The following is a 26,546-nucleotide window of genomic DNA, read 5'->3' as shown; positions in this document are numbered from 1 at the left end:
GCTGTGAAACTTGCGTTTTGTTTATTAATAGGTGTATCAGAAATATCGCGTGACAAGTTATTTAGACACATTGATAAAAATTGGCGTCTCTCGTTCAAAATTAAGGGGAAATGTATTTCTTTAAATGCCATAGGGCTTTACTATTCAACGAGACTAATATCAGGCCTTTCATGATGGATCACCTCTCGCTATTTTGGGTCTCTCCTGACCGTAATAAGTACCTTAAAGCCATTGAAACAGATTTTTTTGAACGGATTTATCGCGCCGTAAAAAAAGGTACGCTTGCTCTTCCTCCGATCCCGGACGTGGTCGTTAAACTTCAGCGAGTTTGCAATGACCCTCACACGACTATTCGTGATGTATCGGGCGTGTTGCTTGATGATGCAACACTAACGGCTGCGGTTATTCGCTCCGCAAACTCTGCAGTATTTAGCCCTCGTACAAATAGAAAATGTCTAGATATCAATATGGCCGTCTCTCGATTGGGCATTAAGCGTGTTCTCGGCATCTCTACCGCTCACGCTATCCAAATGCTCAAAAACGAATCGTCGTTTGATGTGGACTGTAATGCCATTTTGAAGAAGAGTGCTATTTCCTCTCGCGAGTTTGCGTCAACAATGGCACTGCTTTGCCAGAAAGTTAGGTCATATGATGAATCGCATCATTGGCTAGAAGTAGAAAAAGCACTGCTCATTGGGCTATTAGCCGATATTGGCATTTACAGTGCCGTTAAGGCTTATCAGCAATACACCAACGAAGGGAACTACTTGGACTTTGATATTGCCAGCCACGTATTTTTCAGCCTCAGCAAAGAAACCAGTCGTTTTATTCTTGAAAGTTGGGGCTTTGATGAAGATTTTGAAGAAGTGAGCATCAACAAACGGGTCCGAAGCTCTGAAGAAGAAGTGACTTATCTCGATATCGCTCGCATGGCTAACCATCTGCTGATGTTTAGAGCCAACGACGAAGAAATTGATGAACATGAAGTCGAAATCACACTGGCAGGAGCTGAAGCCCTTTATGAGCTCTCGAACCTCAATGAGTCGGACTTCCGTCATCAACTTAACGACATCATAAATAACTGCGGATTTTAAAGCGAAATTGTCGAACATTGATTGACCAAATTGAATCGCGATTGATACTCTCATCGCGATTTTATTTTTTTATCCATAAGGTTCAACGCCAATGCTACCCGGCATGTTATATATTTTTATCCCCTTGGTTGTCGGCTACTTAGTCCCAATAAAAAACCCCGCACTTCTCGACAAAATCAATCGCTCTACGTCTCACTTAGTGTTTGTGATTCTTGGGTTGATGGGATTAAGCCTCGCTGGGCTTGACGATTTATCCAGCAACTTGAACCAAATCCTCCTTTTTGCCATCACCTTCTTCCTTTGTATCGGTTCTATGAACTTGCTGGCCCTGCCAATTCTTGATTTGGTAATGAAAACCAAGACAGAGCAACACAAAAGAGACATCCCACTTTCTGCCATGGCAAAAGAATCATTGAAGTTGGTCTTCGTTGTGATTGGTGGCTTGATAGCAGGACTCGTATTACCCATATCTCTCGATTGGGTTGACCCTGCCAGTGAGGGCATCTTACTCGTTCTATTGCTCCTTATCGGTATCCAGCTACGAAATAGCGGTATGACGCTAAAGCAAATCGTGTTGAATAAAAAAGGATTGAGTATCGCCGTGACCATCATACTGACGTCATGGATGGGTGGGCTTATTGCTGCGTGGATGCTGGATCTGCCATACAACTACGGCTTAGCAATGGCATCTGGCTTCGGTTGGTATTCCCTGGCTGGTATTTTGATGGGGGATGCATTAGGTCCCGTGTACGGAGGAGCGTCTTTCTTGCTGGAACTCGCAAGAGAGCTTGTCGCTATCATGCTTATCCCTTTGCTCATTGGGCGCTATCCTTTAACCGCGATTGGTTATGGTGGCGCGACGTCGATGGACTTTACTTTGCCGATTATTCAAACTGCTGGCGGTATTCGCTGTGTCCCAATCGCTATCGTGAGCGGATTTATTCTAAGTCTGCTGGTACCCATACTGATGCTGTTCTTCGTTGCTTTGTAACCGACATCGTATAAGTACGAATAAGAAAAGGAGAGCTTAGGCTCTCCTTTTTGATTCAACGTATAGGGGGATTATTCGTTGATATTAATTATTGCGGATCCACTCATCCATATCTGACTTAAGGTTGTCAGATTTAGTACCAAAGATAGCCTGAACACCGCCACCCGCTACAACAACACCTGCTGCGCCTAGCTGTTTCAGTTTGTCTTGGTCTACTTTATCAACGCTTGCTACCGCAACGCGCAGACGAGTGATACAAGCATCCAGATTCGTGATGTTTTCTTTGCCGCCGAAAGCCATTACCAAATCTTTAGCCATGTCAGACGCTTCGCCAGTTGCTACTGCCTCTTGCTCATCGTCTTCACGACCTGGCGTTTTCAGATCCATCACTTTGATAACCACGCGGAATACTACGTAGTAAATCGCCGCGTAGATAAGACCCATGACAACCAGCAGACCCATGTTTTGCGCGTTTGGCGACTGAACAATGAAGTCGATGAAACCGTTAGAGAAGGTGTGGCCGTGAACGATACCCAAAGAGTTAGTGATAACGTAAGCCAGACCTGCCAACACTGCGTGGATTGCGTACAGCACTGGAGCAACGAACAGGAATGCGAATTCGATTGGTTCAGTGATACCTGTCAGGAATGAAGTCAGTGCTGCTGAAATCATGATACCTGCAACTTTCGCGCGGTTCTCAGGCTTCGCTGAGTGCCAGATTGCGAACGCTGCTGCTGGCAGACCGAACATCTTGAATAGGTAACCACCTGCAAGCTGACCGAAGCCATTACCTGCTGCACGAGACGCATCGTCTGCAGTCAGGAAGCACGTCATGATGCCGTTAGCTGCTTCACCCGCTTTGTTTACACAAGAACCTGCTTCGTAGAAGAATGGTACGTTCCAGATGTGGTGCAGGCCGAATGGGATAAGTGCACGCTCAATAACGCCGTAGATACCAAATGCAGCAACAGGGTTTTGGTTAGCAGCCCAATCAGAGAACGTCGCGATTGCAGCACCGATTGGTGGCCAAATCAGAGACAGAACCAAACCAAGCGCAATTGCACAGAAACCCGTCATGATTGGTACAAAACGCTTACCAGCAAAGAAGCCTAGGTAGTCTGGTAGCTGAATACGGAAGAAGCGATTAAATGCCCAACCTGCTACCGCACCGACTAAGATACCGCCCAGTACGCCCGTGTCGATACCCGCAACACCGTGCACGTCCGCCATGACTTTCAGCGTCGCGACCATGATACCGTAACCAACGGTTGCAGAAAGTGCCGCAACGCCGTCATTGTTCGTAAAGCCAAGTGCAACACCGATTGCAAACAGCAATGGCATTTGACCGAATACAGAGCCGCCCGCTTGTTCCATCAAGTGAGAAACAACATCTGGCATCCAGCTAAAATTTGCAGCACCTACCCCAAGAAGGATACCCGCTACTGGCAAAACCGATACAGGCAGCATCAGCGCCTTACCGACTTTTTGCGCATTGGCAAACAGGTTCTTAAACATAAATTTGCTCCTGAAAATGATGAGTTGAGCTTGAACTCAGTGGTATTACGAGCTCTCGCCAACCCAGAAACAATGTGATTCGCTGAGTAATATAGGGCTGCGATTTCAGAGACTCTACGTAACACGTGTTAAGTGTTCAGAAACTAAATATAGATCACATAGCAAAGGTGCTTAATAGCACTTTTGATACTACGTAAGATTTTGTTTTATAAGCAATATTATTAGGAGGCGGAAGAATTTTTGTTTTTCCAACAAGCGACAACATGTGCGCCACCTTTGTTTTTTTATGTAACGAAATAAGTGCTATTGCATCGTGTGGGTTACGTAATAATTTGATGAAGATCAAACTATTAGGCAGCTGGTTTTTGCTTTGTAACAGAACAGGACGTATCAGACTTTTTTGTGTTACGAAGATTCAGGTTGTAAGCAATGGGGGAAAGGATGACGTGGAAGGTAAAAAAACCGGGCTATGCAGCCCGGTTTCTTGTTATTTCTTCGCCGATGAAAACAGATTGAAGAAGTTCTCTGTAGTAACTTTCGCCACCTCATCACCAGAAACACCTTTCAGCAATCCCACATAGTCAGCAACTTCGCGTACATAAGCGGGTTGGTTCTCTTTACCACGAAACGGCACGGGAGCCAGATACGGTGAATCGGTTTCCACCAACAAACGCTCCAGAGGGAGGCGGCGAACCACGTCTTTCAGCTCAGAGGCTTTGTTGAACGTTACAATACCGGAAATCGAAATGTAAAAGCCCAATTCAATAGCGGCTTCCGCCATTTCATAGCTTTCAGTAAAGCAGTGAAGAACACCCCCTACTTTCTGCGCATTCTCTTCACGCAAGATTTGCAGGGTATCTTCGCGCGCCATTCTCGTATGAATGATCAACGGCTTGTTAAGCTCTACTGCCAAGCGTACATGCTGACGGAAAGCATCTTTTTGTTTCTCGGCTAACTCCGGCTGATAGTGGTAATCAAGGCCTGTTTCACCGATGGCAACAACGCGCTCATCAGAAGCAAGTTCTTTTAATGTGTCGTAATCAAACCCTTCTTCAATATCAAGCGGGTGTACGCCACAAGATGCGAAAACATTATCGAAAGGACGGATCATATCCATCATCTTAGGAAAGCTTTTCAGCGTTACGCCGACTGACAGCAGATAATCCACGCCACGTTGCTTAGCATTATCGACAACAGCTGCAACATCGGTGTGCAGATCGTCGTAGTTGAGTTTATCAAGGTGGCAATGCGAGTCTACTAGCACGTCACTTTCTCCGATTGGGTCTTATTTGAAAGGTGCGGATTATATAATGAAATAGAAAGAATTTGCAGGGGAGTCAAAAAGAGATGTTAGCAAAAGAGCGGCCCCGACTCGGAGCCTCTCTATCAGAAGTCGCTAAGCCAACGGCTGATGAGCAATTCACCATTCAGCCCTGTGTGCTTCGTCAACTCCGCTTTAAGCTTGTTTAACGCCATCAATTGCTGGAGCACTTTACCTTGCGGCAATTTCTCAGCCAGTGAAACAAGCGTTTTTTCACTGTCACAATGCACAAGTGCCTCATGGGTTCCTTGTTGTATCTTCAATACATCAAGCAACAAAAAGCTTAGCCATTGCAGACCCTCACGATCTGACTTCACAATGCTCTCAGTCACATTGAAGATGCCTTGTTTGTCGGTAAGGTACTTAGTAAAAGCCGAGAGCAATGCTTCATGCTTGCTCGCACTTCCTTTGTCTATAAACGCTTTGGCGGCAAGCGGTGCCCCTCGATTGATTCTTATCACCTGCAGAGGCACGGATTCGAACAATTCAGACTCCACCCAACGCTTCGCTACCAACTCATCAGGCATCTTGGGCTTCCACTTATTACAGCGGCTAACTACCGTTGGTAGCATGCTGTCCATAGACTCTGTTAACAAGATGAAGTGACAATTAGCAGGCGGCTCTTCCAGCGTTTTCAAAAGTGCATTCGCTGCAGCCTCTCCCATTCGGTCTGCATTTTGAACCAGAATAACGCGCTGACCACCAAGCTGGGAGGTCTCCCACGCATACTTGTTCCCCGCTCGGATAACATCAACACCGAGTTGTTTGCCTTCCGCTTCAGGTCTTAACCAATGGAAATCTGGGTGTGTGTCCGCATCAAACAATTGGCAACTGTGGCATGTACCACAAGGCTCTGTCGTTCCGTTTTTACAAAGTATGGTTTTTGCCAGCAGAGCGGAAAGCTCAAGCTTTCCGCTTCCTTTCGGCGCACTCAATAGAACGGCATGATGAAGCCTCTCCTGACCAAGCAATTGCTGCCAGTTATGCCAAATTTCATTGTGCCATGGATAAACCTTAGCCAGCATGATTTAGCCATTTCTCCAAAGCTGCTTTGATATCCGCAGACACTTGCTCAATTGTCTGAGATGCATCAATGATAACGATACTCTTATCTGCATTCGCTAACTCTAGGTAGCGTTCACGTGTACGGTGGAAGAAATCCAACTGCATTTTTTCAATACGATCCAACTCTCCACGCGCTTTTGCGCGAGAAAGCCCTATCGCAGGGTCTAAATCCATATACAAAGTGAAGTCTGGACGGAAATCACCCAAGACCGTGTCACGTAGATTGGCCATCAATGCTTTATCAAATCCACGTCCACCGCCTTGGTAGGCTTGTGACGACATGTCGTGGCGATCACCGACAACAAATGCGCCGCGTGACAATGCCGGTTTAATGACATTATCAACCAACTGAATACGCGCAGCATAAAGCAGTAACAGTTCCGCCATATCTGTAAGCGGCTCATCTGGGTGCCCTTCTTTGACTAAGGCGCGCATTTGTTCCGCTAATGGTGTACCACCTGGCTCACGGGTTGTCTCAACATTTGAAATCCCGTGTGCTTTAAGGGTTTGAATGACATTTTGGATGGCGGTGGTTTTACCTGCGCCTTCCAACCCTTCTACGACGATAAATTTTCCGTTATTCATTGGCTTCTTAATGTTTTGAGATACTGTCTTACTGCACGGTTATGTTCCGTCAGCGTTTTAGAGAATTTATGGCCACCGAGGCCATCTGCCACAAAATAGAAATATGGTGTGTCAGCAGGATTCGCTGCAGCCAAAATGGACGCTTTGCCCGGCATCGCAATCGGCGTTGGTGGCAAACCAGAAATCACGTACGTGTTGTAAGGCGTCGGCGTGCGCAAATCTTTCTTACGAATATTTCCATCGTATTTGTCGCCCATGCCGTAGATTACAGTCGGGTCCGTTTGAAGGCGCATACGCTTGTTGAGACGGTTTACAAAGACAGAGGCTACTTTCTCTCTCTCAGCGTCTACGGCCGTTTCCTTCTCAATAATTGAAGCGAGCGTCAGCAGCTCGTATTCAGACTTAATCGGCAGCCCTTCTTCTCGACTTCCCCAAGCCGTTTTAAGTGCTCGCTCCAACTGTGTATTCGCGCGTTTAAGGACAGATAGGTCACTTTCACCCGCGACATAGTGATACGTCTCAGGAAGTAATAGTCCTTCGATCTTATCGCCGTTCAACCCAAGTTTTTCAGCAATTTGTTTCTCTGATAACCCGCTAGAATCATGCTCTAGGTAATCACTGGCGGCCAACTCTTCTCGCCATTGCTTGAATGTGCTGCCTTCCACAAATGTAATGGAGAACTGGTGTTCCTTACCTGTTCTCACCAAAGCAAACAGGTCAGAGAGTGACGTGCCAGGCTCAACCAAATAGGTGCCCGCTTTTAGCTGAGTCATTTCTGGGTGCGTCTTCGCAGCCCAACGCGTCCATGGAGACGCATTAATGACGTTATCAGCAACGAGCTTACGCGTGAAAGAATGGTAATTTGCCCCTTCGGGAACAACAATCAGCGTGTCGCTTTCAGAATTGATGGGACCCGCAACATAGCCTTCGATTTGACCGTAGGCCCAGTAAGCGCCTCCTGCTGCGGCTAGCGCTAACAACAAAATAAACAGCGCAAGTTTTTTAATCACGCATTCAACCTCAAAGTAAGTACTCTACAAGCATCAAAATTGCTGTAGTTTGTTCTTTCTATACAGCGAATTGGCACAATGCCCATCACTGCGTTTGTTATAAATACTTCGTCAGCATCCCAAAGCACATCAGGTTTTGCTGACACTATCAAAACCTGATAGCCACAATCCGGCGCGGTCTCGACAATCTGACGTCGCATTGTACCTTCTACGCCAGAAAGCGTAAGGTCTGGTGTGTACAAGGTTCGATCTTTTCGCCAAAAAATATTCGATGCTGACGTTTCAATCAGGTTTCCGTTCAAATCACACACAAGCCCATCATCAGCACCTCTGTCATCGACCTCTTGCTTGATCAACACCTGTTCAAGACGGTTTAAATGTTTAATGCCTGCAAGCGGTGACAGCCCCAGCTGAGAACCCAATATAACGGTCTTGATACCCTTCTCTTTCCAAGAAGTGTAAAACGTCGGATAGATGTGAGAAGAAACGATAATATTGGGTGATGTGCATCCTGATGGACTATAGCCTCGCCCTCCAACACCTCGAGACACCAAGACTTTGACGACAGCGTTCTCGTCTAATTCCGTGCTCTGTGCGACCTGCTCAACCCAAGATTCGACTTCCGGCCAGTTTGACACCTTGATACCCAACGCTTGAGTATTAGACATTAGACGAGCCATATGTAGTGACTGAGCGTGCACCTTACCACCTCGCACTAACATGGTTGTGTAACAACCATCACCGTATTGCAGTGCTCTGTCTGCAATATCAATGTGTGTGTTTGGCAAGCCATTCAACAGAATCATGCATTCTTCCCTGATAAAAAAAACGGCTCGGTATTGTTATACCGAGCCGTCTTAATATATCAAAAAACCAAGTTAGCCATAAACCTCGCCAGCCAAAAAGCTGTGCTAGGAAATGAACTTAGATTTTCTTAAAGATCAGTGAACCGTTTGTACCACCAAAACCAAATGAGTTACACAGTGCGTATTCCATTTTCACTTGGCGAGCTTCGTGAGGTACATAATCCAAATCACAGCCTTCATCAACGTTATCCAAGTTGATGGTCGGTGGAACCGCTTGGTCTACCAGAGACATGGCAGTAATGATCGCTTCCACAGAGCCTGCTGCACCCAGCAAGTGGCCAGTCATTGATTTGGTAGAAGAAACCATGGTGTTATCTGCTGCTGCACCCAGAGCAAGACGTACACCTTTGGTTTCAGCAACGTCACCAGCAGGTGTAGAGGTACCATGTGCATTCACGTACCCAATTTCTTCACCGCCGATGCCTGCATCACGCATTGCCGCTTTCATTGCTAGCGCGCCACCTGAACCGTCTGCACTAGGCGAAGTCATGTGGTATGCGTCACCGCTCATACCGAAGCCAACCAGCTCACAGTAGATTTTCGCGCCGCGTGCTTTTGCGTGCTCGTACTCTTCCAGAATCATGATGCCCGCACCGTCACCCAGTACAAAACCGTCACGGTCTTTGTCCCAAGGACGCGATGCTGCTTGAGGGTCATCATTACGGGTAGACAGTGCTTTCGCTGCTGCGAAACCGCCAATACCCAATTCGGTCGATGCTTTTTCTGCACCACCTGCAACCATTGCATCTGCATCACCGTATGCAATCATACGTGCAGCATGGCCAATGTTGTGCAGGCCCGTGGTACATGCGGTCGAAATCGCAATGTTTGGACCACGAAGACCATAGTTGATAGAAACGTGACCGGCGATCATGTTAACAATGGTCGACGGTACAAAAAATGGGCTAATTTTGCGTGGGCCTTTTTCGACAAACGCACGGTGGTTAGCTTCAATTAGGCCAAGTCCACCAATACCAGAACCGATGGCTACACCAATGCGGTCTGCATTTTCTTCAGTGATCTCCAGACCTGAATCTTCAAGTGCTTGCACACTTGCTGCGATGCCATACTGGATAAAGATATCCATTTTTTTAGCATCTTTCTTAGAGATGTAATCTTCACAATTGAAATCATTCACTAGGCCAGCGAACTTGGTTGCGAAACCTTCAGTATCGAAATGGCTGATAGTCTGGATGCCACTTTGGCCAGCCAGCAACGCTTTCCATGATGATTCAACGGTGTTACCTACAGGCGATAACATCCCCATGCCAGTGACAACAACACGACGCTTAGACACGATGATATTCTCCGGAGAAAAGGTGATATTACGAAATTACGGGGTATTAGAAAAAACTCAGGCGGTCAAGGTGACCGCCTGGGAGGATCTTTTTCTGATTACTCAGACGCGCCAACAACGTAGTCGATAGCAGCTTGAACAGTAGTAATCTTCTCTGCTTCTTCGTCTGGAATCTCAGTATCGAATTCTTCTTCCAGAGCCATAACAAGCTCTACAGTGTCCAGTGAGTCTGCACCCAGATCGTCAACGAAAGATGCTTCGTTTTTAACTTCAGCTTCGTCTACGCCCAGTTGCTCAACGATGATTTTTTTTACGCGTTCTTCGATGTTGCTCATATTAATACTATTCCTTACAAGATTCGCAGATGCGATATGTGCAGTAGTTTATTCAATAACGAGGAAGTTGCAACACCCATAATGCTGGTCAAACCACGATTTGCTCGATAAACCGCCGGATTTTGACCTGTGTCATTTTGAGTTGCAACTTGATTGTTTAAATCATGTACATGCCGCCGTTAACGTGCAGTGTCTCACCTGTAATATATGCCGCATCGTCAGAAGCTAAGAAAGCCACTGTTGCTGCAATTTCACGCGGAGCACCCAAACGTCCAGCAGGTACCTGAGCTAATGTCGCCGCGCGCTGATCATCATTCAGCGCTTTAGTCATGTCAGTTTCAATGAAACCTGGGGCAACAGTATTTACGGTAATGCCACGAGATGCAACCTCACGTGCCATAGATTTGGTGAAGCCCACAACTCCAGCTTTTGCAGCAGAGTAGTTAGCTTGACCTGCATTACCCATAGTACCAACTACTGAACCTACGTTGATGATGCGACCATTACGCTTTTTCATCATTGCGCGAAGTACAGCTTTCGACATACGGAAGATAGAAGTCAGATTGGTATCCATGATATCCATCCACTCTTCATCTTTCATACGCATCAGTAGGTTATCTCGAGTAATACCCGCATTGTTAACCAAAATATCAATGTCGCCAAATTCTTCTTTTACCGCTTTCAACACGGTTTCGATAGATTCAGCAGACGTGACATTCAGTGCGTAACCTTTGCCATTTTCGCCCAGATAATCACTGATTGCTGCGGCACCGCTCTCAGAAGTAGCAGTACCAACGACAGTAGCACCGCGCTCTACGAGAATTTCTGCAATCGCGCGACCAATACCGCGGCTCGCACCCGTAACAAGAGCAATTTTACCGTTCAGGTTCATGAGTTTTCGTTCCTTAATTAGGCGGCCGCTAGCGTAACGACCGCATATCCCAGAATTTACTTAGCTGCTTCCAACGAAGCTGGATCGTTTACTGCTGCTGCGCTCAAACGTTTATCAATACGTTTTGCCAGGCCGGTCAATACTTTACCCGGACCCATTTCTAGCAACAGCTCGACACCTTCGTTTGCCATTTTTTCACAGCCTTCAGTCCAACGAACTGGGCCATAAAGTTGACGAACAAGTGCATCTTTAATTTCTGCCGGATCAGTCGCTGCAACAACGTCTGCGTTGTTAATAACAGGGATTGATGGCGTTGAAAACTCCATGTCATTCAGAGCGATAGCCAATTTCTCGGCAGCAGGCTTCATCAATGCACAGTGAGAAGGTACTGATACTGGCAACGGCAGCGCACGCTTGGCACCGGCCTCTTTACACAGGACGTTTGCACGTTCAACCGCTTCTTTGTTGCCAGCAATAACTACTTGACCCGGAGAGTTGAAGTTTACAGGCGAAACCACTTGGCCTTGCGCCGCGTCTTCACACGCTTTCGCGATTGCATCGTTATCCAAACCGATAATTGCAGACATCGCACCTACGCCAGCAGGTACGGCTTCTTGCATCAGTTGGCCACGCAGCTCAACCAGCTTAACGGCTTCTTTAAAATCAATAACACCGGCACACACCAGTGCTGAATATTCACCCAAGCTGTGACCAGCCATAACAGAAGGCATTGCACCGCCCTCTTGTTGCCATACACGCCAGATTGCAACAGAAGATGTCAACAATGCAGGCTGAGTGCGATGTGTTTGATTCAGGTCTGTGTCTGGACCGTTCTGAACCAACGCCCACAGGTCGTAACCCAATACATCAGACGCTTCTGCAAACGTCTCTTTTACCACTGCAAATTGCTCAGCCAATTCAGCCAGCATGCCAACGGTCTGTGAACCTTGGCCAGGAAATACCACAGCAAAGTTAGACATAGTTTAATCCTTTCAAAAATCGAAACTGTTCTGTATCCGGTGTGACAACGCGCTTAACCGACAATGACTTATTTCAAGTCAGACGTTAAGCGCATCATCTTAATATTTAATAAGCGCAGAACCCCACGCGAATCCACCACCAAATGCTTCAAGCAAAATGGTCTGCCCACGCTGAATACGACCGTCACGAACGGCTTCATCAAGCGCGGTCGGTACAGATGCCGCAGAGGTATTGCCATGACGGTCCAGCGTGATAACAACCTGGTCCATCGACATTGCTAGCTTCTTCGCTGTCGCTTTAATAATGCGGAAGTTCGCCTGATGAGGTACCAACCAGTCAATTTCTGACTTATCCATACCATTAGCATCGAGCGTCTCAGTCACAATGTTTGCCAGTTGCGTTACCGCAACTTTAAAGACATCGTTACCCGCCATCTCTAACCAAGCATCTTCTTCAACTTGGCTACGCGCTTTACCACGAGATGGGTATTTAAGGTTCAACAGATCGCCAAACTTACCGTCTGCACGCAGATGTGTAGAAATAATGCCTTGTTCTTCACTCGCGCCGAGCACAACAGCACCCGCACCATCACCAAACAGGATGATGGTTCCACGATCTTCTGGATCACACGTGTGTGATAGACGATCTGCACCAATGACCAACGCATTACGCGCCATACCAGACTTAACGTATTGGTCAGCAACGCTCAACGCATAAACGAAACCAGAACACGCAGCTGCGATATCAAATGCAGGACATCCACTGATTTCCAGCATCTTCTGTACGTCACACGCTGCCGCTGGGAATGCACTTTCACCACTCGTGGTAGCGACAATAATCAAGTCGATGTCTTGTTTATCAATGCCTGCCGCGTCAATTGCATTTAACGCAGCGTGATAGCCCATCGTCGCCACTGATTCATTTTCAGCAGCGATTCGGCGTTCTTTAATACCAGTACGAGCAGTGATCCACTCATCACTGGTATCTACCATTTTTTCGAGATCCGCATTTGAGCGGATTTGCGCAGGCAAAAAGCTGCCTGTACCAAGAATCTTACTGAACATGAAGACTAATATTGCCTCTCGAGTAATACGGCTTCCAAACGGTCACATATCTTTTTAGGTAGTTGCCGTTCGACTTCGTGAATCGCTTCCCCGATAGCATGTTGGAAAGCGGAGATATCAGCACGTCCGTGGCTTTTTACTACAATGCCGCGCAATCCTAACAGACTTGCGCCATTGTACTGGTCGGGGTTCAGGTTATTTAGATGCTCAAATAGGCTACCGAATAACCATTTAGCGACTATTTTCTTTAGGGGGTTGGCAAGAACGTGAATTTTTAGACTGTCTAAAAACAGCCTCGCTACGCCCTCGCTGGTTTTTAAACTTACATTTCCGACGAATCCGTCGCAGACAATTACGTCAGCTTTTCCTGTGTAAAGCTGATCGCCTTCTACATAGCCGATGTAATTGACCGCTGAACACTGTTTCAACATTTCTGCGCAGCGTTTGACGAGATCGTTTCCTTTAATCTCTTCCTCACCAATGTTCAAAAGACCAACAGAAGGCTTGCGCCCCAGTTGCTCTTCTGCAAGCACCGCTCCCATCACTGCAAACTGGAACAAAGTATCAGCGTCAACAGACACATTTGCTCCCAAATCAAGCAACCAACTCTTATGTTCGCCAACCGTAGGTAGCTCAGACACAAGTGCAGGCCGATCAATTCCAGGCAAAAGTTTTAACAGTGAACGAGATAACGCCATGAGTGCACCGGTATTTCCGGCACTGACACAAGCATCCGCTTTTCCGTCGGCAACGAGTTCCAATGCAATACGCATGGATGTGCCTTTACTAGCACGAAGAGCCTGAGATGGACGTGTGTTATTGGCGATAGAAGATTCCGCATGCATGACAGTTATGCGGGAAGAATTATTCTGACCCAGAGATACGAGCTGGCGAGTGATCTCGGATTGATCACCGACGAGTACCACTTTTAGCGAGGGGAAATGCAACAATGCCTGCACGGAGGCAGGCACTGTTACTTGGGGACCGAAGTCCCCGCCCATCGCATCAAGTGCAATGGTTAGACCTGTCAAGGCTCAACCTTACTTGTTGATTACCTTGCGGCCACGGTAGAAACCGTCAGCAGTCACATTGTGACGCAGGTGGGTTTCACCAGAAGTTGCATCTACAGACAGAGCTGAAGTGCCCAGTGCATCGTGTGAACGACGCATACCACGCTTAGAACGGGTTTTACGGTTCTGTTGTACGGCCATTGACCCTACTCCTCGTTACTTTGCTTTAAATTTTTCAAAACGGCAAATGGATTCGGACGCTCATCAGCAAGCGGGATTTCCCCGAATACCATACCATCAGAATCAACCTTACAGTCTTCTTCTTCGTGCATGGCAACCTGTGGCAAAGCCACAATCAACTCATCTTCGATGAGGTGAAGCAGGTTAATCTCACCATTTTCGTCGACTAATGCCGGCTCATAAGCATCCGGTAAATTGCCAACCTGATCTTCATTGAAAACCGGGCTGTAAATAAATTCGATTTCACAGTGGTGCGGAAAAATTTCCCAACAACGCTGACACTCTAATTGGACGTCGACCTTGGCGTTACCGCGTACAATCTTCAGTCCTTGAGCGTCAATGTCAAATGAAAGCTTAACTTCACAGTCACTGATCACACCTTCAGTTGATTCCGTAAGTCGCTCCAGCTGCTTTACTGCGAAGATACCATCGTAGTCCAGTCGCTTTTGCGCGCATTTAAACGGGTCAACCGTTAGCGGTAGCTTTACCTTTTGCATAGGGCGCGAATTCTAGCCTCCAAAGTAGCCTGAGTCAAAGAAATTTATACCTTTACTTCTATCTAGGTGGTTAAAAACAACCCAAAAAGCCGAAAAGGTTAGTTTCTGTACAACAGGTACTTAGCTCAATTGAAAATAGAATGGGCACTAAATGCTCAAGCAAGCCGGATGCCCACTCGCCTCCGCAAGTGTAAAACATTACACTGACTGTCGTATACGAATAATCCGATAAAGGTGCATCGTTAGATGAATATTCACACAGTCGTGCTCGCATCCGGCTCTAAATATCGCCAATCTCTGCTACAAAAACTAAATTTACCCTTCGAAACCTGTTCTCCTGACATCGACGAAAGTGCGATCGTCGGAGAATCACCCGAAGATCTTGTACAAAGATTATCCATCGAAAAGGCAAAAGCCTGCGCTGCGTCTTTTCCAGACGCTCTTATCATCGGATCTGATCAGGTATGTGTGATCGATGGAAAGATCCTCGGCAAGCCTCACACAACTGAAAATGCAGTTTCACAGCTAAAAGCAGCTTCGGGGAAGCACGTCACCTTCTATACGGGCCTAACGCTTTTAAATAGCGCAACTGGACACTCGCAAACCGATCTGGAACCTTTCCATGTGCATTTTCGCGATCTCAGTGATAGCGAAATACAATCTTACGTTGAACGAGAGCTGCCTCTCGATTGTGCTGGCAGTTTTAAATGTGAAAGCTTAGGTATTGCACTGTTTAAAAAACTCGAAGGTCGCGACCCTAACACCTTGGTTGGCTTACCATTAATTAGGCTTTGTGAAATGCTTAAAGAAGAAGGTGTATCGGTGCTGTAGTGACACCGAGCTCTACGCAATAAAAAAGCGCGTATCTCTACGCGCTTTTCTTTTCTCTCTATCTATACGCGACGCTCTTCTATATAGACAGAAGGGACTCAATGTCAGATACAACTGCAACTGGCGTAAAAGCTTGGAGCGTATCGGCATCGTGTACTCCCCATGTTATTGCAATGGCATCTATACCTGCATTTTTAGCAAGCATCATATCGTGCGAGGTATCCCCCACCATCACCGCTTCTTCCGGACGGATATCAAGAGCCTCTAACAAAGAGTGGATCATCAGAGGATCCGGTTTAGACGCTGTTTGATCGGCAGTTCGCGTTTCGACGAAAAAATCCTCTATATTCGTTTCGCTCATCGCGCGATCTAGGCCCACTCGCGATTTCCCCGTTGCGACAGCTAATAGAAAATCATCGTCTTTAAGGCGAACTAACGTCTCGCGAACACCAGGATAAAGCGCAGTAGGTGTCTGGTTATCGACGCGAAACTGCTGCGCATAGTGCGCTTTCCACGCATCTCTCTTATCTAGCATCGCCTCGGGGTAAAGAAACTCATATCCCTTATCCAGACTCAACCCAATCATCTGTTTGAGTTCATCAGCCGACAGAATTGGCAAACCGCCCGTTAAACGGGCAGCTGCGTCCAAGCTCGATACGATGCGACCCACAGAATCCATTACCGTGCCATCCCAATCAAATATCACCAGCTTGTACTTAGTTAACACGTGGTGCTTTCCTCAATCCTTCGAGAGCTCTTTCTAGTTTGTTCTCCATCGGCGCGGAGATATCCATCAATTCTTCGGTAGATGGGTGCGTGAACTTTATGTTTGCAGCATGCAGGAACAAACGGTTCAAGCCGAATTTTTTGGTATACGCATCAAAACGTGGGTCACCATAACGGTCATCCCACGCCAGTGGGTGACCAACGTATTGTGCATGCACACGAATCTGGTGTGTGCGGCCCGTAATTGGGCTGGCTTGAACCAAGGTCGCCTGCTGGAACTGCTCCATGATCTTAAAGCGAGTTTCAGACGGTTTGCCGTTTGGGTTTACACGCACGATGCTGTTGACTTCATTTTTCAATAACGGCGCAGTCACCTTCTTCATAGAAGGCTTCCAGTTCCCCATCACCAAAGCGAAGTAATACTTCTGCACCGTTTTCTCTCGGAACTGTGCCTGAAGGTGACGAAGTGCCGAACGCTTTTTCGCAATCAGCAAAATACCTGACGTGTCGCGGTCGATACGGTGGACAAGTTCCAAAAAACGCGCATCTGGACGAAGCGCACGCATTGCCTCAATCGCGCCAAAATGCAGCCCGCTACCACCGTGTACGGCTGTTCCAGACGGTTTATTAAGAACCAGCATGTGATCATCTTCATAAATCACACATTTTTCTAGCTCTGCAACACGGCTCAACTTGGTGTTTGGTGCCTCAGCCTGCGTCGTTTCTGGGATCTTGATAGGCGGAACGCGAATCACATCACCCGGTTGCAACTTATATTCAGGTTTTATGCGTTTTTTATTAACTCGCACCTCTCCTTTACGAAGAACGCGATAAATCATACTTTTAGGGACGTTTTTAAGCCTATTTCGGAGAAAGTTATCGATCCGCTGGCCAGCAATGTCATCCGAAATGTCGATGAATTGCACTTGGGTTTTTTCTGTATTCATAGGACGTAGATTCTACATTGCATCAAAGTAGTTTGCTGCAAAAAAGTGTCCCTGCTATAGTTGCGCCGTAACGTAGAAAAGTTTGCACCTTTTTTACGCACTACGGCTAAAAAGCCGACATATAGAGTAAATCTTTACCGCTTTATCCAAGACGACTGACGTTCACGGCACTATTTCTAGTAGTATTTGATTCGAGAGAGTTCACGTTGTCTTAATCATGCAGCACTCGGCGTAAGACATGAGGAATAAAGCACCCGTTAGTTTGTTGGCACGACGGGATAAATAACCAGTGTCAAAGAGACTGTCGCCGTTTGTGGCGAAACACCGACTGTATAAACCGGAGTAATTTTTATGATTTCCGTTTCAGTGGGTCGATAAGTAGTGCCCTAGAGCGTCCCTGATTCCCCAGCCGTGAGGCTGCATTAATGTCAGACTTGGGACCTGGCAGCATTGCGTTCTTTCTCTCGTAACCGACAACTAATAACAACAAATAATCGAGAACAATTTGATATGAAAAGAATGTTGATTAACGCAACTCAAAAAGAAGAGTTGCGCGTCGCATTGGTTGACGGTCAGCGCTTGTACGATCTAGATATCGAAAGCCCAGGCCATGAATCGAAAAAAGCAAACATCTATAAAGGTCGTATTACCCGCATCGAACCAAGTCTTGAAGCTGCTTTCGTAGACTATGGCTCAGAGCGCCACGGCTTCCTTCCTCTTAAAGAAATTGCCCGCGAATACTTTCCTGACAATTACAGCTACCAAGGCCGTCCAAACATCAAAGAGGTGTTGAAAGAAGGTCAGGAAGTTATTGTTCAGGTTGATAAAGAAGAACGTGGTAACAAGGGTGCAGCCCTAACTACATTCATTTCTTTGGCTGGTAGTTACTTGGTGCTTATGCCAAATAACCCTCGTGCTGGCGGTATTTCTCGCCGTATCGAAGGTGAAGAGCGCAGCCAACTAAAAGAAGCTATGTCTGGTCTGAAACTGCCTCAAGGCATGGGTCTGATCGTACGTACTGCTGGTGTTGGCAAATCTGCGGAAGAACTTGAGTGGGACTTGAACTACCTCCTAAACAACTGGGAACGTATTCAAGGTGCTGCTGAATCTAAAGATGCACCTTTCCTGATTTACCAAGAAAGTGATGTTATCGCTCGTGCATTCCGTGATTACTTGCGTCGTGATATTGGCGAAGTACTGATCGACAGCGAGAAAGTATTCAATCAGGCTCGTGAACGTATTCAGGCGACCCGTCCTGACTTCCTGAATCGCGTGAAGCGCTATGAAGGCGAAGTTCCACTTTTCAGCCACTACCAAATCGAAAGCCAGATTGAATCTGCATTCCAACGCGAAGTTCGCCTGCCGTCTGGTGGTTCGATTGTTATCGACCCAACAGAAGCACTGACGTCTATCGACATCAACTCCGCACGTGCGACTAAAGGCTCTGACATCGAAGAAACTGCGCTCCAAACTAACTTGGAAGCCGCAGATGAAATCGCACGTCAATTGCGCCTGCGTGACTTGGGTGGCCTGGTTGTTATCGACTTCATCGATATGACACCAGTCCGTCACCAACGCGAAGTAGAGAACCGTCTGCGTGAAGCTGTCCGTATGGATCGTGCTCGCGTACAAATCGGTCGTATCTCTCGCTTTGGCTTACTGGAAATGTCGCGTCAGCGTCTAAGTCCTTCTTTGGCTGAAGCTAGCCATCACATCTGTCCGCGTTGTACGGGTACAGGTGTAATCCGTGACAACGAGTCTCTATCACTGTCTATCCTTCGTCTAATCGAAGAAGAAGCACTGAAAGAGAACACCGCACAGGTCATGGCAATTGTTCCAGTTCCAGTTGCGTCGTACCTATTGAACGAAAAACGTCGTTCAGTGCAGCACGTTGAGAAGTACCACAACGTACGCGTTATCATCGTACCTAACGCAAACATGGAAACGCCACACTTTGAAGTGGTTCGTATCCGTGGTGGTGAAGAGAACACAACGCTGTCTTATCGCCTGCCAGAACAACTGGATGCAATGCGCGAAGCCGAGAAAGAAGACGCTCCAGCAGAACGTGTGGTGAAGAAGCGTGAAGAACCTGCACTGCAGGGTTTCGCAGCACCTTCATCTCCAGCACCAGTTGCAGCACCAAAAGCAGCACCTGCTGCTGAAGCGAAGCCTGGTTTGTTCTCTCGTTTGGTGTCGTTCATCTCGGGCTTGTTCACAAGCTCAGAAGAAGAACAACAACCAGAAGCACCGAAGCGCGAATCTCGCAACCGTCGCGACCACAAGCGTTCACAAGACCGTACCCGCCGTGGCACGCGCAATAACCAGCGTGATGAAAACAGCAACGGTAAGAATGCGGAACGTGGCGAGAAGAAACAACGTCGTAAAGAGCGCGTAGAGCCAACTGACCGCAACGAAGAGCGTCAGGAAAAGACAGCAGCGAAGAAACAAAACCGCAAGCCACAGGCTGAAAAAGCAGACCAACGCCAACAAGCGAAAACTGCGAAGCCTGTAAAAGAAGAAGCACCAGTTGCAGTTGCGAAGCAAGAAAAAGCGGAAAAGACAGAGAAGGTCAAACAACGCCGTCAACGTCGCAAGCTAAGCAAGAAAGTGCGTGTTGCTGATGCTGCACAAGAGCAAGAGATTGCTGTAGCAGCGAGCCCACTGCAAGAAATGGGTAAAGCAATGGCTTCTGAAGCAAAAGCTGAATCGTCACACGTTGATACGTCTGATAAACCAGCGTTTGAAGGCGAACAGCGTGATGAGAAGCGTCGTAACCGTCGTTCACCACGTCATCTTCGTGCAAGTGGCCAGCGTCGTCGTCGCAGTAATCGCGAAGAGAATGAGTCAGTATCAACTGAACACGCTCTTGACCAACTCGACATGATGGAAACGGCAGTTTCTGTGGTTGAGAAGCGCGCTAAGGTTGTTCTGAAATCAGGCGTAGCATCACCAGAAATGGCAATGGGTAAAGTGTGGCCTTCTAAGGCTGCTGCTAAAGCACCTGTTGTTGCAGACGTTGCTGTAGAAGCTCCAGTTGTTGAAGAAGCACCTGTAGTAACGGTAAATGCACCGAAGCATGGTGGTGTTGCATTCCCTGAAATGGCGATGGGCAAAGTCATTGTACGCCGTCCTGCGCCAACGGTACTGGAAGAGAAAGCGAAATCAGAAGGTGCTGATGCACTGAGTGAAGAGCTGCCAGTTGCGGTTAACGCGACTTCGGTTGAAGAGACTGTCGTTGTTGAAGAAACCGTAGAAGCTGTTTCTACCGTGAATACTGATACATCGGAACCTGTAGCGGAAGAGAAATCTGACGTGAAAGAAGCCATCGACACCAGCGAAATCGCAGCTGTTGAACCAGTTAAATCTGTGAAAACACCGATTATTCGTGGCGGTCGCGCAACAGCTCCAATGGCAAAAGCACCAGCTCCAGAAAGCAATGCTGCGGCGATTGAAGTCACCATTGCTGCTTTCCGCGATGAGCGTGAACAAACTAAACAAGCTGGTAGCGACACGGCGACAAACCGTGCTGCAGCACCAGCAACAAAGCCTAATTATTCTTAATTGATAATTAGACGATGAGATGGAAGAGCCACGCATGACGTGGCTCTTTTTTTTGCGTCAAAATACCGTGAAGGTGCGAGTTTTTCGTCGTTACCATCCACACCAATCTTTAGACGTATAACAAGTTTTCTTTGTAACTTATTGAAAATAACATCAGAATCGTTCACAAAACCATCACTAACATTGAACAAAATCACACTTTTAGGTAGTATCCGCAGGCTTTATGCCAAAGTGATTAAACATCTAAACAAAGTTTGCCCCAACGTTTTCGCTAAAGACTCAAGTTGTGTACAAAAAATGGTGGGCTACCAGTAAAACCCGCAATACTGTACGTAGTGAAAGGCGCGAGTTTGATTAGATGCTGAAGCATGTTGGTAATATACCCAAGCCACCTAATACCGGTAGACATTAGAAAGCTTGGGTATGTTGAATAGTCAAATAACTTACTAATTGAGAAGTAACCCAATACGATGTTTGAATTTCCCAAGTTTCCACAACACTCTGTGAAAAACGACGTATTGTCGGGACTAACAGTTGCGCTGGCACTCGTGCCAGAGGCTGTTGCTTTCGCTTTCGTTGCAGGTGTCGACCCTATGGTTGGCCTTTATGCTGCATTCATTATGGGGCTGCTAACGTCCATTTTAGGCGGTCGTCCAGGCATGATTTCAGGTGCCACCGGTGCAATGGCAGTTGTCATGGTGAGTCTTGTTGCTGAGCATGGTATCCAATACCTATTTGCCGCGGTAATGCTTGCTGGCCTGATCCAAATTCTGGCGGGCGTATTTAAGCTCGGTAAATTTATTCGCATGGTGCCCCACCCTGTAATGATTGGCTTTGTTAACGGCCTTGCGATCGTCATTTTCCTTGCTCAATTGGGACAGTTCAAAGTACCAAACGATCTCGGCGAACTGGTTTGGCTGCAAGGTGAGCAGATGTATCTGATGCTGGGTTTAGTGGCAATTACCATGGCCATCATCCACTTCTTACCTAAACTGACTACCGCTGTACCTTCCTCTTTGGTTGCAATCGTGGGTGTTACTGCCGCTGTCGTGCTTTTGGATTTAGACACGCGCAACGTTGTCGATTTTCTCCGTTCAATGAGCGGTAACGAAAACGCTACCCTTGCAGGTACACTGCCAACCTTCTCTGTGCCTTCTGTACCACTCAATCTAGAAACGCTATACATCATTCTGCCTTACTCGATGATTTTGGCCGCTGTTGGTTTGATTGAATCACTACTAACACTGACGGTTGTTGATGAGATGACTGGCACGCGTGGTCGTGGTAACCGAGAGTGTGTCGGACAAGGTGTCGCTAACGTAACGTGTTCAGTGTTTGGTGCAATGGGTGGCTGTGCCATGATCGGCCAATCTATGATTAACGTAAACTCTGGCGGTCGTGGCCGTTTGTCCGGTATTGTCGCGGCAATTGCGCTTCTATGCTTCATTCTATTCACCTCATCACTGATTGAGATGATCCCGCTGGCAGCACTGGTTGGTGTAATGTTCATGGTGGTCATCGGTACGTTCGAATGGGCAACGTTTAAACTGGCCCGTCGAGTGCCAAAACGTGACTTCTTTGTCATCGTATTGGTTACCGTCGTCACTGTCATGACCGACTTGGCGATTGCCGTTATTGTCGGTGTTATCGTGTCTGCGCTGATGTTTGCATGGGAACATGCAAAACACATCTATGCTGCGAGCCACATTAACGAGCAAGGCTCTAAAGTGTACGAAGTTAATGGCCCACTGTTCTTTGGTTCTGTGGCTAACTTCTTAGAACTGTTTGACGCACCGAATGACCCTCAAGATGTTATCGTTGATTTTGGGAAGTCTCGAGTCACAGACCACTCGGCTATCGAAGCCATTGAGACACTGGCAGATCGTTACTCCAAAGCAGGTAAAACTCTGCATCTTCGCCATTTGTCTCAAGATTGTTTAGCACTGCTGAAAAAGGCAGGTAGCTTGGTTGAAATCAATCACATTGAAGACCCAAGCTATAAAGTGGCAGCTGATATTCTAGGCTAATATTTTTTGCTGAACGAAAAAGCGAGCTTACGGCTCGCTTTTTTATGCATTAAGCAGTACCAAGGTAATCGGCGTCGTCCCGCAGGGCAACTACCCGTTCGCATTGGCTTCTGGCTCATCTTCGCAGGTCAGTGACAGATAATGTTGAAAGTTTTTGTTTTCCAGCAGCTCAAAAGACGCCTCTAACGCAATCACACGCTCAATGCGATCGACACGAAAACTGCGGTAATCGTTTCGCAATTCACACCACGCCACCAGCGTCCAAACCTTGCCCCAATACACCTGCCCCAATGGCTGAATCGTTCGAGATGAACAGACGCCCTCACCCGTTTTATAATCAATACAAAGCTTTTGTTTTGACGCGGTCGCAAGACGCAAAAGCTCGCTGCAAGTGGCTGTATCACTTTCAACGTAAAATGGCGGTACTGCCAAGGGGAAGCTTTCCAACTGCGCTTTTAAATGATCCGGCAGCACGGAATGTAATTTTCGTGACGCAGATTCTGAAGCTGCAGATAGGCATCGGTCAGCCCAGCCTCTTACCATTTGCATCCCCAACTCCAGCGCAAGCATTTCTTCTTCCGTGAACATCAGAGGCGGTAAATGAGACCCTTTTCCAAGCAAGTACCCAATCCCTGCTTCTCCCTCGATCGGAACTCCTGACATTTGCAGGGACTGGATATCTCGGTAAATCGTGCGCTCGCTAACACTAAGTTCTTCAGCTAAGTTTTTAGCCGTCACGGCGTAACGCTTGCTGCGCAACAACGTCAATAACTCAAACAAACGCTCCGATTTACTCATTATGCTTTCCCGTTAAGCGGATTGTGCGCAATCACTCATAACATTCATTTTGAGCGTTTCATGGGACATCACAACTGATTCTTCCTCTATATGTGAGATCATGTTCCTCGCAGATTCATGATTCATAAAATCATCATAAGCTGCTTTCGCATTTTCCATCGAATCCCAATAGGTAATATCCGTCCACGTTTGCGAACTTTCATCAACGCTTAGCGAACGATAAAGAAAGCCTGCACTTTGCGTAACAAAAGATACCGTTGCTTCTGAATCAGCCAAAAATTGCGCCTCATTGGCATCTTCTTTGAGTTTAAATCTTACGGTTTCAACGATGTTTTCCATGATGTTCTCTCCTTTCGTGTGGGGTTGAGAGAAGGTTACTGACACCTACTGACAGAACCTGTCAGGAGTGTTTATCCTGGTTACGTGCCACGTTATAATTGCAATCCTCAACACGCTAAATAATCAGAACTATCAATGTCGTTAAGCCAAGAACTAGAAAATTTACTTCAACCTGTCCGTGGATTTTTGCATTGCGAAACGCCCCAAGCGTGGATCGATGAAGCCATCAAACCAGAAAATGAAACCATTCTCCTGCGCGATCATGCTAATTGTGAGCTGAAAGCCAGCCAAACCGCACTCTGGCTGATTCGTAAATACGCCATTGATGCCACCAGCAGCAACGTTTTGCTTGAGTGGGCGAAGCCATACGAGGATTTCGTTTACCGCGGTGCTCGTGAAGGTATTTTCCATGCGAAGAAAAATGGTTTAAGTGCCGAGTTAAAACCGAAAGAAGGGTTTGCGCATAGTCAGGACTTGATCGACAAAATGGTTCGACTGATTAAGGAAGAGTTCCATCATTTTGAGCAGGTTATCGAAATCATGGACGCGAGAAACATGCCCTACTCTCCGCTTCATGCGGGACGCTATGCGCGTGGTTTGATGTCCATTGCACGCACTCACGAACCCGCTACGCTCATTGACAAGCTGATCATCGGTGCATACATCGAAGCTCGCTCATGCGAACGTTTCGCGAAAATCGCCCCTTATTTAGATGAAGAGTTATGCAAATTCTATATTTCTCTGCTTCGCTCTGAAGCAAGGCACTATCAAGATTACTTGAAACTCGCCGAAGCGATTGCGGGCAGTGACATCAGCGAGCGCGTTAAAGTCATTGGCCAAAAAGAAGCCGAGCTTATCCAATCGCCTGACGACATGTTCCGTTTCCACAGCGGTATTCCTTCGTTCGCTGCTTAGCAGGTTTAACACTGAGGTAAATCCACCTCGGTTTTCTTAACCCTGTGTCTTGCACCTTGCAAAGAGTTTGTGTAAACAGGTTTTGTGGATTTAACAAGGAACAATCAACATGTTCAAAAAGTTGAAAGCGTCACTCGGAATTGGTGCAACGACCGTAGATACCATTGTCGCCAACGAGTCTCTCTATCAAGGGGAAACGTTAAAGGGCACGGTTCACATCAAGGGTGGTGATGTGGAGCAGCAAGTTGATGCCATTACGCTAAAACTTTGTACCGAAATGAAAGTAGAATCTGACTCTGGTGTCAGCTATCAGCCTTTTGTGCTGGGAAGCATTCAAGCCAATGATCCTTTGGTCATTCAAGCTGGCGAATCACAAGAAGTGCCGTTTGAATTGAAACTGCACGACGAAACGCCTATCACGGCCATCAATGCCAAACTAAATCAAAGCCACGTATGGCTAGAAACGTCACTCGACATTGATTTTGCATTAGACCCGAAAGACCGTGACTACATCGAAATTCGACCTTTACCCGTCATTCAGCGCATCATTAATACCATTGAGCGCGAGGGTTTCACCATGGTGAAAGCCGATGTCGAAAAAGGCCAACTTCGAGGTAATGGTTTTATGTCGCGTTCTGGCTGCTATCAAGAACTTGAATTTAGAAACAGTGCCATGTTTAACCGCAAAGAGATTGAACTCTCATTCATTCTTGATGGTGGCGTGATTCATTGTCTTGCAGAAATCGATCGTTCATTTGGTCGAGGCGACATGTATCGCTCATTCACTGTCTCACGCGATGCTTCTGACGGCGAGGTTCAACAAGCCCTTCGTGCCGTGCTTAGTGCTTAGTGCTTAGTGCTTAGTTAAACAAAACACTTTAATAGCCTGCGACAGCAGGCTTTTTTGTCTCTAACGCTAAAGGAAATGATACCGAGAACATCAAATCCAACGTCGCGTCGTACGCATGTAGTCAACAAATGCCTGACCAAATATTTTTGTTAACGCAGACTCTTCAGGTTGAATTTGGAACTTCGTCATATACAGAACAAATAACAACACACAAGCAATGGCGTAAGCATTGTCAAAGTAAACACCGCAGCCCATGAGAAACAGAGCCATTCCCAAATACATAGGGTTGCGAGTAAAGCGATAAATCCCACTTTGTACTAAACTCGAACTCGTTTCCGGTTTGATAGGATTCACCGTTGTTTTCTGAGCTTTAAAAGCCAACACACCTGCTAAGCATATCGCCACAGACATGAGTGTCAGAATTGAAAGTGCTGCCAATCTGGTTGCATTCTCTATCCCCAAATTTCCAGTATTTGCTGACAGCCACCACATCAACGCAATAAATAGGAAAACCAATGCCACGGGCGGAATTTTCAACTCAAGAAACTTCATTTTTTCTCCTTTTTGTCACTCGAATTTTCTTTGTCATCGCGTCGAGTAAAAAATCTGACGCATTGCTAAACCATGATGGATTAGACAAGCAATATACACAGCAACACAACCGTACTTTGGCAAAGGGCTCAATAATCGAGAGATTGATCTAAAAGGTGATGCGAGTTATCACGGTGGTGATTGACCATATCGATGAAAGAACAACAGCCTACAAACTATGTTTACCTCCATTGTTTG

Annotated in this window: 26 protein-coding genes; 7 read left to right on the top strand and 19 right to left on the bottom strand. The window is 46.8% G+C overall.

Annotation, left to right across the window (positions count from 1 at the left end; translation table 11 throughout):
* Positions 1 to 173 precede the first annotated feature (173 nt).
* Both LRP49_RS16400 and LRP49_RS16395 read left to right on the top strand, forming a co-directional pair.
* A complete protein-coding gene (locus tag LRP49_RS16400) occupies positions 174 to 1,094 on the top strand; it encodes an HDOD domain-containing protein (RefSeq protein WP_337992954.1) in 921 nt (306 codons plus the stop codon).
* 91 nt (positions 1,095 to 1,185) lie between these two features.
* Positions 1,186 to 2,085, top strand: coding sequence for a LysO family transporter (locus LRP49_RS16395; RefSeq protein WP_274143387.1), 900 nt, complete (start codon positions 1,186 to 1,188; stop codon positions 2,083 to 2,085).
* Positions 2,086 to 2,169: 84 nt separating this feature from the next.
* Here the strand turns inward: LRP49_RS16395 and ptsG are convergent, their stop codons facing one another.
* From ptsG to yceD, 14 genes are all read right to left on the bottom strand, one after another.
* Complete coding sequence (gene ptsG / locus LRP49_RS16390; RefSeq protein ID WP_274143386.1) at positions 2,170 to 3,600, bottom strand: PTS glucose transporter subunit IIBC; 1,431 nt, start codon at positions 3,598 to 3,600, stop codon at positions 2,170 to 2,172.
* 487 nt (positions 3,601 to 4,087) lie between these two features.
* Positions 4,088 to 4,864, bottom strand: a complete 777-nt coding sequence (locus LRP49_RS16385) for a TatD family hydrolase (RefSeq protein WP_274143385.1) — start codon at positions 4,862 to 4,864, stop codon at positions 4,088 to 4,090.
* A gap of 122 nt (positions 4,865 to 4,986) precedes the next feature.
* Entirely contained in the window at positions 4,987 to 5,946 is a 960-nt protein-coding gene (gene holB / locus LRP49_RS16380; protein WP_274143384.1) for a DNA polymerase III subunit delta', read from the bottom strand.
* A complete protein-coding gene (gene tmk, locus LRP49_RS16375) occupies positions 5,936 to 6,571 on the bottom strand; it encodes a dTMP kinase (RefSeq protein WP_274143383.1) in 636 nt (211 codons plus the stop codon). The genes holB and tmk overlap by 11 nt, the downstream gene beginning before the upstream one ends.
* The gene (gene mltG / locus LRP49_RS16370; protein ID WP_274143382.1) at positions 6,568 to 7,581 is read right to left on the bottom strand and encodes an endolytic transglycosylase MltG; all 1,014 of its coding nucleotides are present in this window, start codon (positions 7,579 to 7,581) and stop codon (positions 6,568 to 6,570) included. The genes tmk and mltG overlap by 4 nt, the downstream gene beginning before the upstream one ends.
* On the bottom strand, positions 7,578 to 8,387 hold the full coding sequence (gene pabC / locus LRP49_RS16365; RefSeq protein WP_274143381.1) for an aminodeoxychorismate lyase: 810 nt from the start codon (positions 8,385 to 8,387) through the stop codon (positions 7,578 to 7,580). Before pabC ends, mltG begins: the two co-directional genes overlap by 4 nt.
* Before the next feature lie 118 nt (positions 8,388 to 8,505).
* Positions 8,506 to 9,744 (bottom strand): beta-ketoacyl-ACP synthase II, encoded by a 1,239-nt coding sequence (fabF, locus tag LRP49_RS16360; RefSeq protein WP_274143380.1) that lies wholly within the window; start codon positions 9,742 to 9,744, stop codon positions 8,506 to 8,508.
* Between the two features lie 98 nt (positions 9,745 to 9,842).
* Positions 9,843 to 10,079 carry an acyl carrier protein gene (gene acpP, locus LRP49_RS16355; RefSeq protein WP_007467184.1) on the bottom strand — a complete coding sequence of 79 codons (237 nt, stop codon included), beginning with the start codon at positions 10,077 to 10,079 and terminating at the stop codon, positions 9,843 to 9,845.
* Between the two features lie 157 nt (positions 10,080 to 10,236).
* Positions 10,237 to 10,971, bottom strand: coding sequence for a 3-oxoacyl-ACP reductase FabG (gene fabG, locus LRP49_RS16350; RefSeq protein ID WP_274143379.1), 735 nt, complete (start codon positions 10,969 to 10,971; stop codon positions 10,237 to 10,239).
* Between the two features lie 56 nt (positions 10,972 to 11,027).
* Entirely contained in the window at positions 11,028 to 11,951 is a 924-nt protein-coding gene (fabD, locus tag LRP49_RS16345) for an ACP S-malonyltransferase (protein ID WP_274143378.1), read from the bottom strand.
* A gap of 99 nt (positions 11,952 to 12,050) precedes the next feature.
* A complete protein-coding gene (locus LRP49_RS16340; RefSeq protein ID WP_274143377.1) occupies positions 12,051 to 13,016 on the bottom strand; it encodes a beta-ketoacyl-ACP synthase III in 966 nt (321 codons plus the stop codon).
* A 5-nt stretch (positions 13,017 to 13,021) separates the two neighbouring features.
* Positions 13,022 to 14,047, bottom strand: coding sequence for a phosphate acyltransferase PlsX (gene plsX, locus LRP49_RS16335; protein WP_274143376.1), 1,026 nt, complete (start codon positions 14,045 to 14,047; stop codon positions 13,022 to 13,024).
* Positions 14,048 to 14,056: 9 nt separating this feature from the next.
* Positions 14,057 to 14,227 carry a 50S ribosomal protein L32 gene (gene rpmF, locus LRP49_RS16330; RefSeq protein ID WP_002541721.1) on the bottom strand — a complete coding sequence of 57 codons (171 nt, stop codon included), beginning with the start codon at positions 14,225 to 14,227 and terminating at the stop codon, positions 14,057 to 14,059.
* Positions 14,228 to 14,232: 5 nt separating this feature from the next.
* Positions 14,233 to 14,763, bottom strand: coding sequence for a 23S rRNA accumulation protein YceD (gene yceD / locus LRP49_RS16325; protein WP_274143375.1), 531 nt, complete (start codon positions 14,761 to 14,763; stop codon positions 14,233 to 14,235).
* 246 nt (positions 14,764 to 15,009) lie between these two features.
* Between yceD and LRP49_RS16320 the strand changes: the two genes are divergently transcribed.
* A complete protein-coding gene (locus LRP49_RS16320; RefSeq protein WP_274143374.1) occupies positions 15,010 to 15,594 on the top strand; it encodes a Maf family protein in 585 nt (194 codons plus the stop codon).
* A 79-nt stretch (positions 15,595 to 15,673) separates the two neighbouring features.
* Here the strand turns inward: LRP49_RS16320 and LRP49_RS16315 are convergent, their stop codons facing one another.
* Positions 15,674 to 16,321: an HAD family hydrolase gene (locus LRP49_RS16315; RefSeq protein ID WP_274143373.1), complete on the bottom strand. Its 648-nt coding sequence runs from the start codon at positions 16,319 to 16,321 to the stop codon at positions 15,674 to 15,676.
* Positions 16,311 to 17,267, bottom strand: coding sequence for a 23S rRNA pseudouridine(955/2504/2580) synthase RluC (gene rluC, locus LRP49_RS16310; RefSeq protein ID WP_274143372.1), 957 nt, complete (start codon positions 17,265 to 17,267; stop codon positions 16,311 to 16,313). Before rluC ends, LRP49_RS16315 begins: the two co-directional genes overlap by 11 nt.
* Before the next feature lie 519 nt (positions 17,268 to 17,786).
* Between rluC and rne the strand changes: the two genes are divergently transcribed.
* Together rne and LRP49_RS16300 are read left to right on the top strand one after the other, a co-directional pair.
* Positions 17,787 to 20,828, top strand: coding sequence for a ribonuclease E (gene rne, locus LRP49_RS16305; RefSeq protein WP_274143421.1), 3,042 nt, complete (start codon positions 17,787 to 17,789; stop codon positions 20,826 to 20,828).
* A 470-nt stretch (positions 20,829 to 21,298) separates the two neighbouring features.
* Positions 21,299 to 22,855 carry a SulP family inorganic anion transporter gene (locus LRP49_RS16300; RefSeq protein WP_274143371.1) on the top strand — a complete coding sequence of 519 codons (1,557 nt, stop codon included), beginning with the start codon at positions 21,299 to 21,301 and terminating at the stop codon, positions 22,853 to 22,855.
* Between the two features lie 90 nt (positions 22,856 to 22,945).
* Here the strand turns inward: LRP49_RS16300 and LRP49_RS16295 are convergent, their stop codons facing one another.
* Both LRP49_RS16295 and LRP49_RS16290 read right to left on the bottom strand, forming a co-directional pair.
* Positions 22,946 to 23,653: a helix-turn-helix transcriptional regulator gene (locus LRP49_RS16295; protein WP_274143370.1), complete on the bottom strand. Its 708-nt coding sequence runs from the start codon at positions 23,651 to 23,653 to the stop codon at positions 22,946 to 22,948.
* Between the two features lie 12 nt (positions 23,654 to 23,665).
* Entirely contained in the window at positions 23,666 to 23,992 is a 327-nt protein-coding gene (locus tag LRP49_RS16290) for a hypothetical protein (protein ID WP_274143369.1), read from the bottom strand.
* Between the two features lie 135 nt (positions 23,993 to 24,127).
* On the opposite strand from LRP49_RS16290, the gene miaE reads away from it, so the two are divergent.
* Together miaE and LRP49_RS16280 are read left to right on the top strand one after the other, a co-directional pair.
* A complete protein-coding gene (gene miaE / locus LRP49_RS16285) occupies positions 24,128 to 24,907 on the top strand; it encodes a tRNA isopentenyl-2-thiomethyl-A-37 hydroxylase MiaE (RefSeq protein ID WP_274143368.1) in 780 nt (259 codons plus the stop codon).
* Positions 24,908 to 25,016: 109 nt separating this feature from the next.
* Positions 25,017 to 25,757, top strand: coding sequence for a sporulation protein (locus LRP49_RS16280; RefSeq protein ID WP_274143367.1), 741 nt, complete (start codon positions 25,017 to 25,019; stop codon positions 25,755 to 25,757).
* A 90-nt stretch (positions 25,758 to 25,847) separates the two neighbouring features.
* Here LRP49_RS16280 and LRP49_RS16275 read toward each other — a convergent pair whose 3' ends face one another.
* Complete coding sequence (locus tag LRP49_RS16275) at positions 25,848 to 26,309, bottom strand: methyltransferase family protein (RefSeq protein WP_274143366.1); 462 nt, start codon at positions 26,307 to 26,309, stop codon at positions 25,848 to 25,850.
* Between the last annotated feature and the right edge of the window lie 237 nt (positions 26,310 to 26,546).

It is taken from the genome of Enterovibrio qingdaonensis (assembly GCF_028683135.1).
GTDB lineage: Bacteria > Pseudomonadota > Gammaproteobacteria > Enterobacterales > Vibrionaceae > Enterovibrio > Enterovibrio qingdaonensis.
Note: the sequence above shows the minus strand (reverse complement) of the source record. Positions and strands in the feature narration are given on the sequence as shown.